Here is a 19,470-nt window from a genome sequence, read left to right as displayed (position 1 = left end):
GGTTTAATAGCATAGTTCAATCTATTTGTTATCGATTGCAGTAAGTGCTATGCATACCTAATAAACATTATATAGCCACTTTTTAAATTCTCGAGTAATAGTCAGTTTTAAGAATAATATAGTGAGTTTTTAATTTTAAAAATCTTGTAATTTTATGTTTCAGGATAGAGCAGGATACCTTTTAAATATGTTTGTGTATTTATTTCTTTAAATTTTCTTCAAAAATTATTGCTCAATCATATCTATTTCTAATTATTTGTAGTTTTTTAATAGTTTATTTTCGTGTAATTATTAATATAATTATGATTATTGTAAAAATAATTTGTTATTTTTATTGTAAATGTTTTTTATATCTTTTTTTCTTGGTAAAAAGGAAATTTATATATACGTTTGTGTAATCGATTACATCAATCGTTTTCGTTGATTGCTGTTGGAGACCTTTTTAAAGCCAATTTTTCAAAATACATTAAAATGTCCAAATTTAGATTGCTAAAAGTTGCAGCAGGTATACTCTCGGTAACAGGATTGTTGGGTTCGTGTGCATCAAAGGCTGGCAAGCCTGATGCGCAGGTAACCGACTGGAGTAAAATGCAACAAATTATAGATAATGTTAAAGAGCCTGTTTTTAAAGACAAGGCTTATTTTATAGCTGACTATGGGGCTGTAGGCAATGGTTTGTTTGATAATACGGCTGTTTTTAAAAAGGTAATTGAAACCTGTTCTCAAAATGGAGGAGGCAGGGTAGTGGTTGCTGCAGGTAAATATTATACTGGGCCTATTGAATTGGATAATAATGTAAACCTGTATCTTGAAGAAGGAGCAGAGCTGTTGTTTAGTAACGATCCTGCTGATTATCCTATAGTGCATACGTCTTTTGAAGGTACGGAGTTAATGAACTATTCTCCCTTAATAAGGGCTTACAAAAAAACAAATGTAGCGGTTAGTGGTAAAGGAACGATCAATGGTCAGGCCAGTAACGAAAAATGGTGGTCGTGGTCCGGCGGGGCTTCTTACGGTTGGAAGAAAGGAATGGTTAGTCAGACCGAGCCTCTCAATCGATTGCGTAATATGGGAGACGACGGAACCCCGGTAGAAAACCGCATTTTTGGTAATGGCAATTACATAAGGCCAAATTTTGTAGAATTTTTTCAATGTAAAAATGCACTTATAAAAGACATTAAAATTGTAAATGCTCCTTTTTGGGTGCTGCACCCCATAAAATCTGTAAATGTTATTGTAGACGGTGTAACCATTACAAGCCATGGTCCTAATAACGATGGCTGCGATCCTGAATACTGTAAAAACGTGATTATCCGCAATTGTAGTTTCAATACGGGCGACGACTGTATAGCTATAAAATCAGGCAGGGATGGTGACGGAAGACGTGTGGCTATACCTACTGAGAATGTTGTGGTTCAAAACTGTAAAATGTTCGACGGTCACGGTGGTGTAACCATTGGCAGCGAAATTTCTGCAGGGGTTAGAAATGTATATGTAGATAATTGTGAAATGGATAGCCCTGAGTTAGACCGTGCCATCCGCATCAAATCAAATACACGCAGGGGTGGTGTTATAGAAAATGTATTTGTTAGGAATATAAGGGTTGGCCAGGTAAAAGAATCAGTTTTAGGCATAGACCTTTTTTATAATGTTCATGGCAACCAGACCGGGAACAATATGCCTGTTGTGCGCAATATATCTTTAGAAGACGTTACGGTAAAAAATGGTGGTAAGTATGGCATTTTGGCTAAAGGCCATAAAGAGCTGCCTATTAAAAATATAACTTTTAAGAATGTAACGATAGATAAGGTAGAGAATAAATACCTGCTTCAAAACGTAGAGAACATTCAACTCATAAACACTAAAATAAACGGAAGCCCGGCTGAGCTTCCTGCAAAATAAACCTAACTTTTTCATTAATCAAACCTAATTTTATGTGTGTAAACTACTTGTATAACAAAGGGGCAAATTATTGCTTTGCCATTACATTGTTTATCTTATTGCTCACGGGAACCGAGGCGTGGGCTCAAAAAACTTCGGTTAGCGGTACGGTTTCAGATCAGAGCGGGGTTACTATACCCGGTGCTACCGTTACCGAAAAAGGTACTTCTAATGCCATAATGACCGATGTAGATGGTAAATTTTCCATTGAAGTTGCCAGCCCAAAAAGCGAACTGGTATTTTCTTTCATTGGTTACGAAACCATAACCCAGGCTGCAGGAAGCGGCAAACAGTTAAATATAATAATGAAAGAGTCGGCTTCGCAGCTTGATGAAGTTGTGGTGATTGGTTATGGTACAGCTCGTAAACAGGATCTTACGGGTGCTGTGGCAACAGTATCGGGCGACGATCTTAAAAAACTTACTATGCCAAGCGTAGCCGAAACCCTTACAGGTCGTGTGGCCGGTGTACAGGTAAGTTCTACAGAGGGATCTCCTGATGCAGATATCAGAATAAAAATAAGGGGAGGTACATCACTTTCTCAGGACAGTTCTCCGTTAATAATTGTAGACGGTTTCCCGGTAAATGCCATAGGGGATATTTCTCCATCGGATATTGATAAAATCACGATACTTAAAGATGCCTCATCTACTGCAATATATGGTTCAAGGGGTGCCAACGGTGTAATAATCATTACAACAAAAAGTGGTACCAAAGACAACAAGATATCAGTAAACTATAATGCCTTTTTTGGTGCCAAATTTTTAGCTAAAACAATAGATGTACTTAGCCCGCAGGATTATGCCGACTGGCAGTATGAGTATGCCCTTCTTTCAGAAGACCAGCCATCTTATGACGATGTTTTTGGACCAAGAACAAGCAACAACCAATTTGCAGGTGTAAAAGGAACCAACTGGCAAAAAGAAATTTACGGCAATATGGGCGAGGTGCAAAACCACGACCTTGGTGTTCGTGGTGGGTCTGATAAACTTAACTATAGTTTTACCTATACCCGATATGATGAAAAAGCTATTATGATAGGTTCTAATTTTAAAAGAAATAACCTTTCTTTTAACTTAAAAAATAAAGCCAGTGATAAAGTAAGTCTTTCGTTTACTGCCCGTTATTCTGATACAGAGATTAATGGAGGTGGTGCTAACGATTTAAGGGAATTTTCGGCTGCAGACTCGCGTTTAAGGCACAGTGTGGGCTATGCTCCCATTGAATTACCCGGATTAACAACAGATAATACCGATGAGTCTGTGGCAGGTTACCTTGTGCATCCTTTTGTAGCGGTTAATGATAACCAGCGTTTGCAAAAAAGGAGAAATATCAACTTATTGGGAGGTATTACCTGGGAAATAGTTAAAAACCTACAACTTAAATCAGACTTTGGTCTTGATAACTATTACTATAATACGTATAGATTTTATGGACGCTCTACCTATTATGTAAATAATATGCCTTTGGCAGATTATCAGGGAGATCCGGCCCTTATTACCGATACCCGCCAGGACAGGAGGTTTAGGAATGCCACAACGCTTAATTATGATTTTAAGAAGATATTGGGTGATGACCATCATTTGACTTTAATGGCCGGAGAGGAGATAATTAATTATGGTACAGCCACTGTAACCAACACTATGCATGGTTATCCTAAATTGTTTGATTTTACGAGCTCTATGAACCTTCCGTCAAGGGCAGAGCGCTCTTATGTAGAAAATTTTGTTAGCCCTGATGATAAATTACTGTCGTTCTTTGGCCGTGCTAATTACGATTTTAAAAACAAATACCTTTTAACAGCTACATTTCGTGCCGATGGTTCCAGTAAATATTTAGGCGATAACCGTTGGGGGTATTTCCCATCAGCAGCAGCAGCATGGAAAATTTCTGAAGACTTCCTTAAAAACGTTTCATGGGTAGACCTTGTAAAACTTAGGGTGAGCTATGGCCAGGCGGGTAACAACAATATTCCTACAGGACAAACCATACAAACGTTTCAGGCCTATAACTCAACCTGGATAAACAATGTTACAGGCTATCTTTCGCCATCAACTGTAATGGCTAACCCTGAACTTAAGTGGGAAACTACTATAACCAGAAACTTAGGTGTTGATTTCGAATTCCTTAAAGGAAGGTTGTCTGGTACATTAGAGGCTTACCAAAACACAACCAAAGACCTGTTGCTTAATTTCCCTATTTCAGGTTCGGCCTATCTTACACAATATAGGAATATGGGAGAGAATGAAAATAAAGGTTTTGAAGCATCGCTAAATTATACGGCTGTAAATACTAAAGATTATGGTTTAGATTTTTCGTTCAACATAGGGTTCAATAAAAATACCATTAAATCGCTTGGTGTAATGGACAACTTTACATTCCCAACCAACTGGGCTTCAACCCAAATTGGTAATGATTATGCTGTATGGAGAGGACAGGCGCTGGGCATGATGTATGGCTATCAGAATGCAGGCCGTTATGAGGTGTCTGATTTTGATTATGTTAACGGAGTGTACACCTTAAAAGCAGGTGTGGCAGATGCTTCTCCTGTATACGGAACCGCTGTAACTCCGGGCTCAATGAAACTTAAAGATACTAATGGAGATGGTGTTGTAAATACCGATGATCTTTCCCTTATAGGAAATGCTAACCCTAAACATACCGGTGGTTTTGTTCTTAATGCAAATGCTTATGGCTTCGACCTTATGGCTGCTTTTAACTGGAGCTATGGTAATGATATATATAATGCCAATAAAATTGAATTTACTACTTCAAACCCAAACAACCAGTACAGAAACCTAAGCACAGAAATGGCGGCCGGAAATCGTTGGACAAATATAGATGCGAGCGGACAATTGGTAACAGACCCTACGGCACTTGCAGCACTAAATGCCAATACAAGCATGTGGTCTCCTTACATGAACCGTTATGTGTTTAACGACTGGGCAGTAGAAGACGGATCATTTTTAAGGCTAAACACACTTACGCTGGGCTATACATTGCCCGATAATTTCAACAAAACAGTAGGTATATCTAAACTAAGGTTTTATGCTACATGTAACAACGTGTTTGTAATTACAAACTATTCAGGGCTTGATCCAGAAGTATCTACAAAAAGGTCAACCCCTTATACACCGGGTGTAGATTCTTCTGCATATCCGCGTAGCAGGCAGTTTACTTTTGGTTTAAACCTTAATTTTTAATTAAAATTACTATGACAATGAAAAATATTTTAAAAGTTACAGGAATAGTACTGTTGGGCTTTTTCTCTTCTTGCGACGATATTGAATTTTTAGAGGCACCTTCAGTTTCAAGTTTAGATGAATCGGTAATTTTTTCGAGTCCGGATCTTGCCGCCAGTGCAGTAGACGGCATTAAAATACCTTTTGGAGAGACCAACTCTTACAGGGGGCGCTTCCTGCCATGGTATGGTATGAATACCGATTGTGAGTGGTACAATTCATCGGAGTCTACATCAGATGACAGGGCAGACCTTGTGGCCTATGATGCAAAGCCTAATAACACACAAATGAATACTGCCAATAATGTTTGGGCACAAATGTATGTAGGTATTGAGCGTGCCAATCTTTGTATCCGCGGTATCAGGACCTACGGTAACCCAACTTCCAACAACGAGCTGGGATATTTGTTAGGCGAGGCGCTTACCCTGCGTGCAGTATATTATGCCGATTTGCTAAAAACATGGGGCGATGTTCAGGCACGCTTTGAGCCTATAGATAATGCAACTATATATATACCAAAATCAAGCAGGGATATAATTTACAAACAGCTTATAGACGATCTTGAAGAAGCAGCTACTTTAGTGCCTTGGCCTAACGGCAATACTGCAACATCATCGGTAGAGCGAGTAAATAAAGCTTTTGTAAAAGGGCTACGCGCACGTTTAGCGCTGGCAGCATGTGGCTATCAGCAATATCCTGATGGTGTAAGGAGAAGTACCGATCCCGAACTTTCTGTAAATGCCATGTACACCATTGCGCTAAGCGAATGCAGGGATGTTATTGCAAGTGGCAGCGCACGTTTAGAACCTTCTTTTGAAACATTTTGGAGAAAATATAACCAGGAAGTTACCACTGCAGGTGGCGAATCGCTTTGGGAGATACCGTTTGGAGATGGTCGCGGAAGAATGCTGTTTACATTTGCGGTTAGCCACGTAAGTATTGACCAGTATCAGGCAAATGGTGCAAACAGGGGTGGTACAGCAGGACCGCTGCCACACACTTTTTATGATTATGATCTTACCGATACCCGCCGCGATGTTACGTGTGTGCCTTACCGATATGGAGCAGCAGTAAACGGTATAGCAAAGCAACAATTAGGCGCTATAAACAGATGGTATTTTGGTAAATACCGTTATGAGTGGATGACACGCAGGGTTACCTCTACAAATGATGATGGAGTTAATAAAATATACATGCGCTATGCTGAGGTACTTTTAATGGCTGCTGAAGCCGCTAACGAGCTTGAAGGCCCTGGTGCAGCAGTACCTTACCTTAAAGAGATCCGCAGGAGGGCATTTCCAACTGCACAGCATGCAGTTAAGGTTGATGCTTATGTAGATGCAGTAGCAGGAAGCAGAGATGCTATGTTTAATGCCATTGCCGAAGAACACAAATTTGAGTTTACTGGAGAAATGGAGCGCAAACAGGCACTTATCCGTTGGAACCGTCTTGGGTCAAGCTTAACGCAGGCTAAGGAGAAAATGTTCCGTCTGCAACAACGCACAGGAGAGTATGCCGATGTTGCGTCTACACTTTACTACAGGTATGCAGCCGATGATGAAACACTCATTGTTTATGGACTAAACCATGGCGAAACTGCCGATCCTGGTGCAGGATATACATCTCTTGCATGGAGTAACCTTACCGATGCCAAAATAAACGGAATTGTAAGGCCGGGTGTAAACCCTGATGCAAGACAGTTCTGGCCAATATGGCAGGTATTCTTAGACAGCAGTAATGGCTTGTTGTTTAACGATTACGGTTATTAGCATCTTATTTTTAATGCAGAATACAATGTTAAATATGATAGTTAAGTAGTTTTTTTTGAGAGAGGGGTGTTTGTGCACACCCCTCTTTTTTGATGAAAAAATGCTATGAGCTAATACCAGATTATTACGATGCCTTTTTTTTCACGCAGAGGCGCAAAGCGGTGTGTGATATTCTCATTCCGGGCGGCTGTTAAGCCGCTAAGCTTAGCGGCTTAACAGCCGCTTAAGAACCTAAAATTGACTTACAGCTTTGCGCCTCTGCGCCTTTGCGAGAAATTAAGTGCCAACAATAACAGGCTAAAGCATAATCATAATTGGTATAACATATAAAAATCAAAAATAATATGAAATATATAAGGGGTTCTTACAAGGTTACAATTATAATGTTCCTAATGGTAGTAACGGGATGCAAGGGACAGGCTGTAAAGCAGGAAATTCCGGCAAGCCTGAAATGGTCTGAAAGGATGGCTAAGTCTATTATGAAGCGCCACCCGCAGGCGTACCAAATTGATGAAAAGACCGAACCAAAATGGGACTATGTACATGGCCTCGTACTAACCGCCATGGAAAAGTTATACCTAAAAACCAATGATAAAGCCTACTATAACTACATTAAAGGCTATGCAGATGCTACTATAGATGCCAACGGGGAAGTGCCGTCTTATAAGTTTGATAGCTATAATATAGATATGGTTACCGCAGGTAATATTCTTTTTAACCTGTATGATACTACTAAAGATAAAAGGTATTTAGCCGTAATGCAGCAGCTAAGAAAACAGTTGCAGGAGCAGCCCCGCACAGCAAGCGGCGGTTTTTGGCACAAAAAAATATATCCTAATCAAATGTGGTTGGACGGGCTTTACATGGGCGAGCCTTTTTATGCCCAGTATACTGTTAGATATGAAAACGGTAAAAATTTAGATGATGTTGCCAAACAGTTCAAACTGATACAGGCAAATGCCACCGATAAGGTAACAGGATTGTTATATCATGGATGGGATGAAAGTAAACAAATGCCCTGGGCAGATAAAACTACGGGTTGTTCGCCAAACTTTTGGTCGCGCTCAATTGGTTGGTACATGATGGCACTGGTAGATGTACTGGATTATTTCCCTAAAGATCATCCGAAGCAAAAAGAATTGGTAGGATATTTGAATAACGTGGCTAACAGCCTTATAAAGTTTCAGGATAAAACCGGTTTGTGGTATCAGGTAACTGACAAAGGAGGCAGCGAGGGTAATTATTTAGAGTCGTCAGGTTCGTCTATGTTTGCCTATGCCATGGCTAAGGGAGCCAATAGAGGTTACCTGCCCGAAAAGTTTAAGGCCATTGCCAACAAGGCTTTTGACGGACTGACCACCGAGTTGATGAAAGTTGCTCCCGATGGTGAGATTACAATTACACAGGCCTGTGCCGTTGCAGGGTTGGGAGGCAAGCCTTACCGCGATGGCTCGTATTCATATTATGTGAACGAACGCAAAAAAGACAACGACCCAAAAGCTACAGGGCCATTTATACTGGCAGCTTTAGAACTGAACCGATAACAGGAATACCACAATAATGATAAAGCACAACATTACCCTATTACTATTACTAACTACAACTATTATTTTTGGTCAGCAAATAGGTAACACACCTTCTAAAGTCTGGGTTTCAGACAATGGAGACGGAACCTATAAAAACCCTGTACTAAACCTCGATTATTCCGATCCTGATGCTATAAGGGTTAAAGACAAGTTCTATATGACGGCCTCTTCGTTTAACTGTATACCGGGGCTTCCTATTTTAGAGTCACACGATCTGGTTAACTGGAAAATAATAAGCTATGCACTGCCTGTACAGCCACCTTTTGATGTTTTCGATAAGCCACAGCATGGCAACGGAGTTTGGGCGCCTTGTATAAGGTATCATAATAATGAATTCTACATTTATTACCCGGATCCGGATTACGGTATATATGTTATACGGTCTAAAAGTGCAAAAGGCCCCTGGTCTGCTCCGGTAATGGTTAAAGAAGGTAAGGGGCTTATAGACCCTACACCGCTTTGGGATGACGATGGCAAAACTTATCTTGTATATGCTTTTGCAGGCAGCAGGGCAGGAATTAAGACCGTGCTGGCAGCCTGCACCATGAATGCGCAGGGTACTGTTGCCCAAAACGATGATGTACTTATTTTTGACGGTCATTCTTCCGAGCCTACTTTAGAGGGACCAAAGGTGTATAAAAGAAACGGTTATTATTACATTTTTGCACCGGCGGGCGGAGTACCAACAGGTTGGCAAACCATATTCAGGTCTAAGAATATTTATGGGCCTTATGAAACCAGGAAGGTTTTAGATCAGGGAAAATCTGTAATTAATGGCCCACATCAGGGCGCATGGGTGCAAACCCAAAACGGCGAAGACTGGTTCTTACATTTTCAGGATAAAGGTGCGTTAGGCCGTGTAGTACACCTGCAGCCCATGAAATGGCAGGATAACTGGCCTGTAATGGGTATAGATACTAACAGAGATGGTGTGGGAGAGCCTGTAATGGTTCATAAAAAGCCTAATGTTGGCAAATCGTTTCCAGTTGTTTATCAACCCGACAGCGATGAGTTTAATAATCCGTCTTTAGGGCTGCAATGGCAATGGCATGCCAACCCAAAGATCACCTATGGTTTTCCGAGCAATATGGGATATTATACATTTAACTGTATTCCGAAGACCAAAGAAGCGGTTAACCTTTTTGATGCGCCCAACCTGTTGCTGCAAAAATTTCCTAACGAATATTTTACGGCTACAGCAAAATGCGAATTTAATCTCCGTTTTGATAATGAAGAAGCAGGACTGGTTATTATGGGGCTTGACTATAGTTTTTTGAGGGTAAAACAACAGGGAGGGAAATTATTTTTGGCTCAGGCCGTATGCAATAATGCCGATAAAAAAGGTGTTGAGCGCGAACTCGATCCGGTGTTGTTAAACGGCAATACGATATATCTGCGGGTACAGGTGGCCAATGGCGATACCTGTAATTTTTCGTATAGCGAAGACGGCACGAATTTTACTAAAATAGGAACTGCTTTTAAAGCCAGAGAAGGCAGGTGGATAGGAGCAAAACTGGGTTTTGCTGCATTGCGAAACGGATTTATAAACGACGCAGGAAACATGAAAGTTGACTGGATAAGGATAACTAAATAAAGAAACGTACATGAAAAATTTTAAAAATATCTTAGGAGCGTTGCTTATATCTGTAACGTTTTGTGTGCACGGGCAGGTAAACAAAAAATCCTGGCGGGCTATTACACAGTCTAACGACGATGCATGGTTTGCATCTGATGAAGCTGCACAGATTGCAGATAATGTATTACTCTATCAGCGCAATGTTGGAGGATGGCCTAAAAATATTGAAATGCAGGAACCGCTTAGTGAGGCCGACAAAAAAAAGCTGATAGATCTTAAGTCTACGGCCAAAGAAAGTACTACAGATAATGGGGCTACGTGTCAGGAAATGGTATTCCTCTCTAAGATATATAAACAAAAGCCCGAAGAGAAGTATAAAGAGGCTTTTTTAAAAGGACTTAATTATTTGCTTGAAGCACAATATAAAAATGGTGGATGGCCACAGTTCTACCCTTTAAAAAAAGGTTATTATACCCACATTACCTATAATGACGATTCTATGGTAAACATTCTTATGATCTTAAAGAATATTAAGGAAGATGCCAACTATTACAGTATTACGCCAAGCGATAAAGTTTTAAAGCAGGTATCGACAGCTTTTGACAGAGGCATTGACTGCATTCTAAAAACACAGTACAAGCAAAAGGGTGTGCTTACAAGCTGGTGTGCCCAGCACGATGAGGTTACATTAGAACCTGCAAATGCAAGGGCTTTTGAGTTGGCATCACTTAGTGGTAAAGAATCTGCTAAAATAACGTTGTTGCTAATGTCTGTAAAAAATCCGTCTAAAGAGGTTGTTGCTGCTGTAGATGCTGCTGTGGCGTGGTTTGAAAAAACAAAAATTGAAGGCATTAAAGTAGAAGAAGTAACCGGAGCTGACGGCAAAAAGGATAGGGTAGTAGTACAAAGGGCTGATGCCGAACCATTGTGGGCGCGTTTTATGGAACTGGATACCAACAGGCCATTTTTTTGCGACAGGGACGGTATAAAAAAATATTCGCTTGCCGAGATAGGTCATGAACGCCGTAACGGATATGGCTGGTACACCAACGAACCAAAAGAAGTTTTAAAGAAATACACCAAATGGAAAAACAGTCTTAAATAGGCTGTTTTTTTAAACATACTTTACGAAATCGATGTAGTGATTTTGTAACCTAACCTAATCTTTTAACCATGAAAATAAAATTACTCTTACTCACTATTTTGGCATTTATCAATATGCCAAGCCAATTGCAGGCTCAAACCACCGATGTCTGGGATTTTGGAGCCACACAATTAGATCCCGCCCAGTATAATAACCAGTTAAGCGAAGCTGTTATTAACTCGTGGTATGACAGTGGTGTTGCACCTGGCGGCACCGGTATTAATTTTCCGGTAAGTTTTAATGCAGGGGCATTGTCCTGGACGGGTGCTACGAGTGACAGGCTACGAACAACCAATACAAACCTTACCCGTTTTGATGCCAATGTTGCCAGCGTGAGTACACATACAGGCAGGGTATATTGCAACGGTGTTGCCAATGCTTCGGCAGGCTTACCACCATCAAGATATTTTAGCCTTGTGCTTAATGAAGATGATGAAGTGCAATTGATAGCGCGAGGCGATACGGCAGGTTTGCTAAGCTTTGTTTATGAGGCAAATCCCGAGTCGCAAACTGATACTTTTGAAACAACATCGGCCAGCGGTACTATTACCGAAGTTAATTTTGTAGCAAAAAGTGCCGGAACTTACCGTATTTTCGATGCTGTTGCAAAAGCCAGTATTTACAGGGTGTACAGAAAGCCTGCTACCTATACAACCGTAAGTGGAGCTATAGATGTGGCTTTGGCTCAAGGCATACCAAATGGATATACTGTAATTTTTACCAATGCAGCGGGCAAAACCTGGACTGCTCAAATTATTGATGGGGTTTACAGTGTTACACTGCCTGTGGGATATTCCTATGAGCTAAGCCTTGCCAATGCCAGTGGCTATATTATTAGCAGCGGAGCAACACTAAATACGACAGGTATTACCACGCCTGAATTTACGCACCCAATAGTTTTGGCAGGCGTAAATTTATATACGGTTACGGGCGACGTTACTGGTTTAGGAACTAATATATCAAACCTTACACTTACTTACACTCCAGACGCTGCTGCAAACTCTATTTATGTTCCGGTGCCTGTAATTAATACAACTACTTCCACATATACGGTACAATTAGAACCTAATACCGAATATACTATTACAGCGCAGGGCGTTAATGATTTTGATTTGGAACTCAGCACTATTACCGTAACACAACCTGTAACAACGACAAATGTGGTGTTTGTTCCAAAACCGGTGCATGATGTTACTGTAAACACCACAGGCCTTACTGCCGAACAGTCAGCCGGCCTTGATTTGATTTTTACAAATTTGAATGAAGAGGGTTATACCTATAATTTTATCGGCACAACAGGAATAGCTTTGCGCAACGGAATCTATTCGGTTTCGGCTGGCGGACTGGATAGCTATCCGTTGCAGTTGCAGTTAATTTCTAATTTAATTGTAAATAATGCTGCCACAACAAAAACGCTGGGGTTTGTTCCTGTAACGGTTTGGTCTTTTAACGATAGGGCAATAAACACCACTACAACTGCAGCCTACAAAGGTATGCTTTTAGAGGGGCGCGTTAGCACGGTGGTTGCACAGGGTCATTTAACCGCAAAAACAGGGGCACAGATAAGGGTTCCGGTAAATGCAGGAGAGAAAGTTTCAGTGTCCTATTACTATAGTGCAAATTTTTCGATAGAAGGTGGAGAAGCAATAGTTACTGCTACAAACAGCACATCGATTATCGAAAATACCGAATATACTTATACAGGAAGCGTTCCCGGTTATGTTACAATAACTGTAGGCGGGCCGGAAACACTGACTAGTTATTTTACTGAAATTAAGATAGGAGGAACAATACCTTATGATGCTCAGATTACTGTAGGCGCAGACAAAGATTATCAAACCATAAACGATGCCTTGCGCGCTGTTGCCAACATGCAGCGAGGCAGTACAGATCGTGTTGTTATTAGCATAGACCCGGGCAATTATGAAGAAATGCTCGTAATAAGCCAGCCAAATGTTACTTTAAAAAATGCTTCGGTAGCTCCAAGTACAGATATTCTTAACCAAGGGGTAGATATTGCTACGGAAGCTGTAAGGATAACATCATACTATGGTCATGGGTACAGCTACTACAGTATGGGGGCTGATCAAAAATGGCATCAGGATATATTAAATGTAAACCGTGAGAACGGCTATGCCTCTTATCAAAACGCAGGTGCCGGAACTACTAATGGATCATACTGGAATGCTACTGTAGTTGTTACTGCCAATGGCTTTACTGCCGACGGTATCATTTTTGAGAACTCTTTTAACCAATACATTTCGCAGAAAGAATCACAGGATATAGTGCAAATGTGGTCGGCAGGAAGCCCCGGTGCAAGGCCTGTGAATGCTGGTAATACAAGCGTACAGAACAGGACAATGGTAGAAAGGGCCGCCGCATTGGCCATTGCCAATAATACCGATAAGGTTATCCTTAATAAATGCAGGGTTATAGGCAGGCAGGATTCGTTTTTTGGAGGTGTAGGAGCAAGGGTGGCTGTTTATAAAGGTGACATTATGGGTGCTGTAGACTATATTTTTGGGGGTATGGATGCAGTATTTTACAAATCGGAACTTAGTATGAACGTGAGTGATCAAAGCAATGACCAGGCCTATATAACTGCTGCGCAGCAAAGCAGTGGAAGAGGATATTTAATGTATGAATGCACGGTAACATCGGCAGAGCCACAGGTAGAGACCGCTTCGGTATATCGTGCTAAACCAGGCTATTTTGGACGCCCATGGCAGGCAACAACAAGCGAAGTAGTTTTTTACAATACTACAATAGAAACGTCCGATTATCCCGGCTCTATAGGCAATTCGCTCATCATGCCTTTAGGATGGCAAAATACTTTGGGTGGCACATCGGCAGGAATGTATGAATATGGCACGATTGAGAATTCAGGAGTAAACAACGCCACAAACCGTGCAGCATGGGCAACGGCTTTGACCCAGCCTGTTTTAAACGACGGTACTACTATAAGTACATTTAACTTTACTAAAGGAACAGATGACTGGGATCCTTTTCCGCAACTTATAGCCGATGATGTTTTGGGCAATAAACCACATAATTTTAATAATGGTATAAATGTAATTGCGTATAAAGATACCATTGCAGTTCAAAATTTAAAGTCTGTTACAAGCATATCGGTATATGCTGTTAGTGGCGCATTGGTGCGCCAGTTTGATACAACTACAGACAATACATTTACCATGCAGGCAGGGCTTTGGTTTGTGGTGGTAAAAACAGCCGATGGGCAAAGCTTTTTTAAACTCATCACAAACTAAATATACTATAGCTTTCGACTTCAAAATTGATGATATAGCAGTATTAGGCTTTATTTTTTAGCATAAAAAACCTAAAGTTATTATTAGAGTTGTTTTTATGATAACTTTAGGTTGTATTCTTATTAAAGCAATATTTAAAATATTAATAGTAAAAAAAATATACATTTTTTTTGTTGTATTCAAAAATATATTATTTTTACGCAATCGATTGCACTAATCTAAATCTAACAATAAATCAAAAAATTATTATGAGAACAAAACTACTTTCTTTAGCCTTGGCAGTAGGGCTTTTTACAACAGCTTTAAGTGCCCAAACCAAAATATGGGATTTTGGTAACGACCGCGATACGTGGCCTCTTGGCAGTGGCGTATCAGGTACTGTAGTGGTAGATAATTTAGGGCTTTTTGCCAGTGCGCCGGATGCCGAGAATCAAATATCAAATTTTGGTGCAATAACAGCGAGCAACGCCACATTTCCTGATGAATTTTCAGGAACACACCGTTTTCAGTTAAACGGGGCCGGATATACAGGAAGCACTTTTTTGAGCACTCCTACCCAGCGTTTTCTTTATCTTAATGTAAGTGGTGCCTGTACTATTAAGGTATGGTTTAAAACCGGAAGCAACGGAAGCACACGTACGGTTTATGTAACCGATGGTACAAACACAATAGGCTCTGCCTCTACAAACGATGGTACCAACAACGATTTTGCAATTATAACGGCAAACTATACAGGTACAGGAGGGAGACTTTATGTTTATGGAAGTGCTGCCTGCAACCTTTATAAAATGGAAGTAAGGGGTGCTACGGTATCTACGCCTGTAATGAACACTAATGGTTTTGAAAAAGGCTTATCGGCAAATGTTTTTTCTAACGGTAGACAGGTGTATGTTTCTAATGTGGCTAGCAGTACTCAGGTAGATGTTTACAGCATGACGGGAGCATTGGTTAAAACCTTACAAACAAGTACAGATACTGATTTTGATTTTTTAACTTCAGGTCTTTACATAGTAAACCTTACTTCGGCCGAAGGCAGAAAATCGTTTAAGGTAGCGGTACAGTAATCGTTATATAAAATAGCAGTTTTGAGTTAGTTAAGTTATTATAAAGAAGTTTATTTTTTTAACAGCAGCAGGATTTCCTGCTGCTGTTTTTTTATATTCAATGTTTTGAAATTCAGAAAAATACCTATTAATAGGTATTTTTTTTATTGCAGCAAAAGTGTTAATTTGTTATAGTAAATATATAGTTAGTTGCTTGTAATTCAGTCCTGTAATTTTTATTGAAATATAATTTTAAAGATCAATTAAAATTATTTTGTTCTGCACAGCTAACAGCCACCAAATTTCTATTTGCCGTTTATTTTTTTAGTCCTGCATTGCTATTAAACACTGCACCCGCAGTGCATCTGTTTGATTATACAATAAACCTGTTGCCAAAATGTACCTGCTACTCACAGCTACCGGCCGGGTCGAACACGATTGGAGTTTAAAACATACAAATTATCTTAACTATTGACACTATGGATATTGTTACCGACCTAAACGCTCAAGCCGTTGCTTACATTACCCTTTTTCAGGATATTTTAAAGAATGATGCGGTAAATGGATTATCAGACAAGCTTGCGCACAGAAAAAGATGGAATGAGTTGGATATTATGGACATTCAACATAAAATATTAACACCTAACCAACACGCAAGGATAAAAGATCTTGTTTGGCACAGCCCAACTAAATATGACAGGGATAAATTAAAATCGAGATATTTTAATACGGTTATAAAATTATATCATTGGCTATATGATAACATAGTTAAGCCTCCTATTATATTTAATGTTGAAATTGAAATACACCAACCGGCAGAGAAAAATAATGAACTTTTTTTATTTAGGCCTCCGTTTTTTTGGCGAGAGCAAATTCGTGCAGTGCTCTACAGAGATGCGCAACAGCGTATTGAGCTTTCAGCAATTTTACAATACATACCTCTGCAGGTTATACTTACGTTAGCAGGACAGGAAAAAAAGGCCTATTTTATAAGGCTTTACCAGTTTTATAAACCTTTTAAAGATGATTCTGTCGAGAAAGCAGACAGCACTGATTATACCGATATTTTGAGCAAGCCCGATTGTATTGCCTATAGGAGCTGGTGGAAAGGAAAAAACGAAGAAGCTAATGCATTGCTTTTAAAAGACAATTTGCTGCTGAATGAACTTAAAATGAGGGGATTTCCTTTGCCATTTGAAACATTGCTGAGAGATGAGTTGATCGAGATCGAAGAGGCGAGATGCAGGCGTGCCGAGGAATTCGATATCACTTCTCCTAACAATAACAGCCAAAGTGTAAAAAATAATTCGGTAAAACTCAAAACACTCGATGTTTTTGACCCCTTTGTAAAAGCGAATGAAATGGAACTTATGGGAATTGCCTTTTCGGGAGGAGGCATAAGGTCGGCAACATTCAATCTGGGCATTTTGCAAAAACTTGCCAGCCTGAATGTGCTCCATAAGTTCGATTATATATCAACAGTTTCGGGCGGGGGGTATATAGGTACCTGGTTTAACTCCTGGATAAAAAGGTCGGGTTCGTTTAGCAAAGTAAACGATCAACTGTCTCCAACTAAGTCCGGCGATCCGTTGGCCGATGAGGTGCGCCCTTTGCGTTGGCTGCGTATGTTTAGTAACTACCTCTCGCCAAACACAGGCATAATGTCTTCAGATGCGTGGGCATCGGGCATGACCTGGCTTAGAAATACTGTTATCAATCAGTTTGTTTTAATGCTCACATTGCTCACCGTTCTTTCTTTTATTGAAGATATATTTGCCCTTTGGAAAGGATCTGTGATTGATATGATTACACAGAAATCTATTGGAATGTTTTGTTATAGCTTTATTATATTTTTTACAGGGGCACTTTTGATAGCCGTAGCAATGCGCTCTTTTCATACGGTTGAGCATAAAACCATACGGATAAAGTTTCCTGATTTTTTTGAAAATATAAAGTTCAGTCTCTCTTCTATAATCAATTTTTCTAAAACGCTTCCGGCGCTGCTTGTTGTTTGGGCATGCCTGTCTGCACTTATAATAACTACCTATTTTTTAGCCAAGTGCGATACATCTAAAGAAGACATAACCGATTTAGGCCTGCATGCCGCCTTTGCTGCCTTTCTAGCATTTATTTGGGTGGCTGCCTGGGGCAATTACCATAAGCGTAAAGATATTATGCAACTGGGGCTTGCCAATATATATGATAATGAACAAATCAATAGCGACAATACTTCTGCAAAAGTGCTTGTAGCAGTATTCCTTTCCTCAATTGTATCGGCGGCGATCCTTATTTTTTTACTGGTATTATTTTGGACTTCATTGGCTGATATTTACACTTTTATAGAGGCAGAATGGGGAATAGACCCCAAAAAGGTTATACTTATTTTCGGGGTGCCGTTAGTGCTGGAAATATTCTCTGTTTCGGTAATAGTGCGCATGGCTTTAATGGGAGAGCTTTTCCCGGATTACAGGAGAGAATGGTGGGGCAGGATAGGGGGCAACATACATAGGTTTATGCTGCTTTGGATAGTTGTGAGTTTTGCATCATTACTTATGCCTGATGTTTGGGAAAATGATGTAAAAAAATATCTGCTTTCAGTACTTCCGGGAGGTGCAGTTATTGTAGGCTGGGGAGTAAAAAAAGCTTTTGAAGCCACAAGCATAAAAGAAGAACAAAAGAAACTGATTACAAACCTTGTGATTAAAATAAGTCCGTTTGTATTTTTAATAATAATGCTTTTATCGGGGTCGTATATCATTAAAGAGATAAGGGAAAACTTTGGAAGTTCAGATTTGAGCAGATGGATCATCACGCTAATTTTAGCCCTTACAACTCTTATTTTAAGCTGGAGGGTGGGTGTAAACGAATTCTCTCTTCATCATTTTTACAGGAACAGGCTTATAAGGGCATTTTTGGGTGCCACACGCACGCGGGAAGAAAGAACAAAATCGGAAAATGCCTATACGGGTTTCGATTCTAACGATGATATCCTATTATCTTCTTTTCAAACAAAATATGGTTATTCAGGTCCGTTTCCAATAATAAATTCGGCATTAAATGCTACTGTGGTATCTGCTTTAGACCGGCAGGACAGGATGGCCGAATCGTTTGTTTTTTCGCCTTTATATTGTGGCTACGACTTTAGCCCAACACGGCCTTCTACATACGACATAGACCATGTATATGAATACGGATACAGGCCAACCGATGAATATTCTAACGAAAAAGGAGGCCCAACCATTGGTACGGCCATGGCAATATCGGGCGCAGCCGTAAACCCTAACTGGGGCTATCATTCATCACCGGGCATGGCTTTTTTGTTAACGATGTTTAATGTGCGCCTGGGGTGGTGGATTGGAAACCCAAGGCTTAGGCGATGGAAAAGGTCTGACCCAAACTTTGGGCTACTGTATTTAATAAGAGACCTTATGGGAAAATCAGACATTGATATGAATTATGTGTGCCTTTCTGATGGAGGCCATTTTGATAACATGGGGTTGTATGAACTGGTAAGGCGAAAATGCAGCTATATACTTCTTGGCGATGCAGAACAGGATCAGGAAACAGCGTGCGAAGGTCTTGCCAATGCCATTAGGCGCTGTAGGATAGACTTTGGGGTTGAGATAGTTATATCTATTTCTGCCATAGAAAATTCGTCTGCTCACGTGGTAAAAGGAGATATCATTTATCCGGGCACTACGCAAAAACAAGGCACACTGGTTTATGTAAAAGCAAGCTTAACCAAAGACGAGCCGGTGGATATACGGGAATACAAAATGGCAAACCCTGATTTTCCGCAGCAATCTACCGCCGACCAGTTTTTTGATGAAGCCCAGTTTGAAAGCTACAGGAAATTAGGGTATCATTCTATAAACAGCAGGACTCAAATAGGGCTTTAAG

The 19,470-nt window shown here is 40.2% G+C and carries 9 protein-coding genes; all 9 read left to right on the top strand.

Features of this window, described 5'->3' with window-relative positions:
* The first annotated feature begins 471 nt into the window (after window positions 1-471).
* The 9 genes from GR160_RS14920 (at window position 472) to GR160_RS14880 (ending at window position 19,469) form a co-directional block, all read left to right on the top strand.
* Window positions 472-1,902, top strand: a complete 1,431-nt coding sequence (locus GR160_RS14920; RefSeq protein ID WP_160750691.1) for a glycoside hydrolase family 28 protein — start codon at window positions 472-474, stop codon at window positions 1,900-1,902.
* 32 nt (window positions 1,903-1,934) lie between these two features.
* Window positions 1,935-5,144, top strand: coding sequence for a TonB-dependent receptor (locus GR160_RS14915; RefSeq protein WP_160750690.1), 3,210 nt, complete (start codon window positions 1,935-1,937; stop codon window positions 5,142-5,144).
* A 17-nt stretch (window positions 5,145-5,161) separates the two neighbouring features.
* Window positions 5,162-6,952, top strand: a complete 1,791-nt coding sequence (locus GR160_RS14910; protein ID WP_160750689.1) for a RagB/SusD family nutrient uptake outer membrane protein — start codon at window positions 5,162-5,164, stop codon at window positions 6,950-6,952.
* A gap of 344 nt (window positions 6,953-7,296) precedes the next feature.
* Window positions 7,297-8,496 carry a glycoside hydrolase family 88 protein gene (locus GR160_RS14905; protein WP_160750688.1) on the top strand — a complete coding sequence of 400 codons (1,200 nt, stop codon included), beginning with the start codon at window positions 7,297-7,299 and terminating at the stop codon, window positions 8,494-8,496.
* Between the two features lie 16 nt (window positions 8,497-8,512).
* Window positions 8,513-10,132 carry a glycoside hydrolase 43 family protein gene (locus tag GR160_RS14900; protein ID WP_160750687.1) on the top strand — a complete coding sequence of 540 codons (1,620 nt, stop codon included), beginning with the start codon at window positions 8,513-8,515 and terminating at the stop codon, window positions 10,130-10,132.
* Window positions 10,133-10,142: 10 nt separating this feature from the next.
* Window positions 10,143-11,219, top strand: a complete 1,077-nt coding sequence (gene pelA / locus GR160_RS14895; RefSeq protein WP_160750686.1) for a pectate lyase — start codon at window positions 10,143-10,145, stop codon at window positions 11,217-11,219.
* 68 nt (window positions 11,220-11,287) lie between these two features.
* Complete coding sequence (locus GR160_RS14890; RefSeq protein ID WP_160750685.1) at window positions 11,288-14,527, top strand: pectinesterase family protein; 3,240 nt, start codon at window positions 11,288-11,290, stop codon at window positions 14,525-14,527.
* 248 nt (window positions 14,528-14,775) lie between these two features.
* On the top strand, window positions 14,776-15,591 hold the full coding sequence (locus tag GR160_RS14885; RefSeq protein WP_160750684.1) for a T9SS type A sorting domain-containing protein: 816 nt from the start codon (window positions 14,776-14,778) through the stop codon (window positions 15,589-15,591).
* Window positions 15,592-16,049: 458 nt separating this feature from the next.
* The gene (locus GR160_RS14880; RefSeq protein ID WP_160750683.1) at window positions 16,050-19,469 is read left to right on the top strand and encodes a patatin-like phospholipase family protein; all 3,420 of its coding nucleotides are present in this window, start codon (window positions 16,050-16,052) and stop codon (window positions 19,467-19,469) included.
* Window position 19,470 lies beyond the last annotated feature (1 nt).

The organism is Flavobacterium sp. Sd200 (genome assembly GCF_009826935.1).
Classification (GTDB): Bacteria; Bacteroidota; Bacteroidia; order Flavobacteriales; family Flavobacteriaceae; genus Flavobacterium.
Note: the sequence above shows the minus strand (reverse complement) of the source record. Positions and strands in the feature narration are given on the sequence as shown.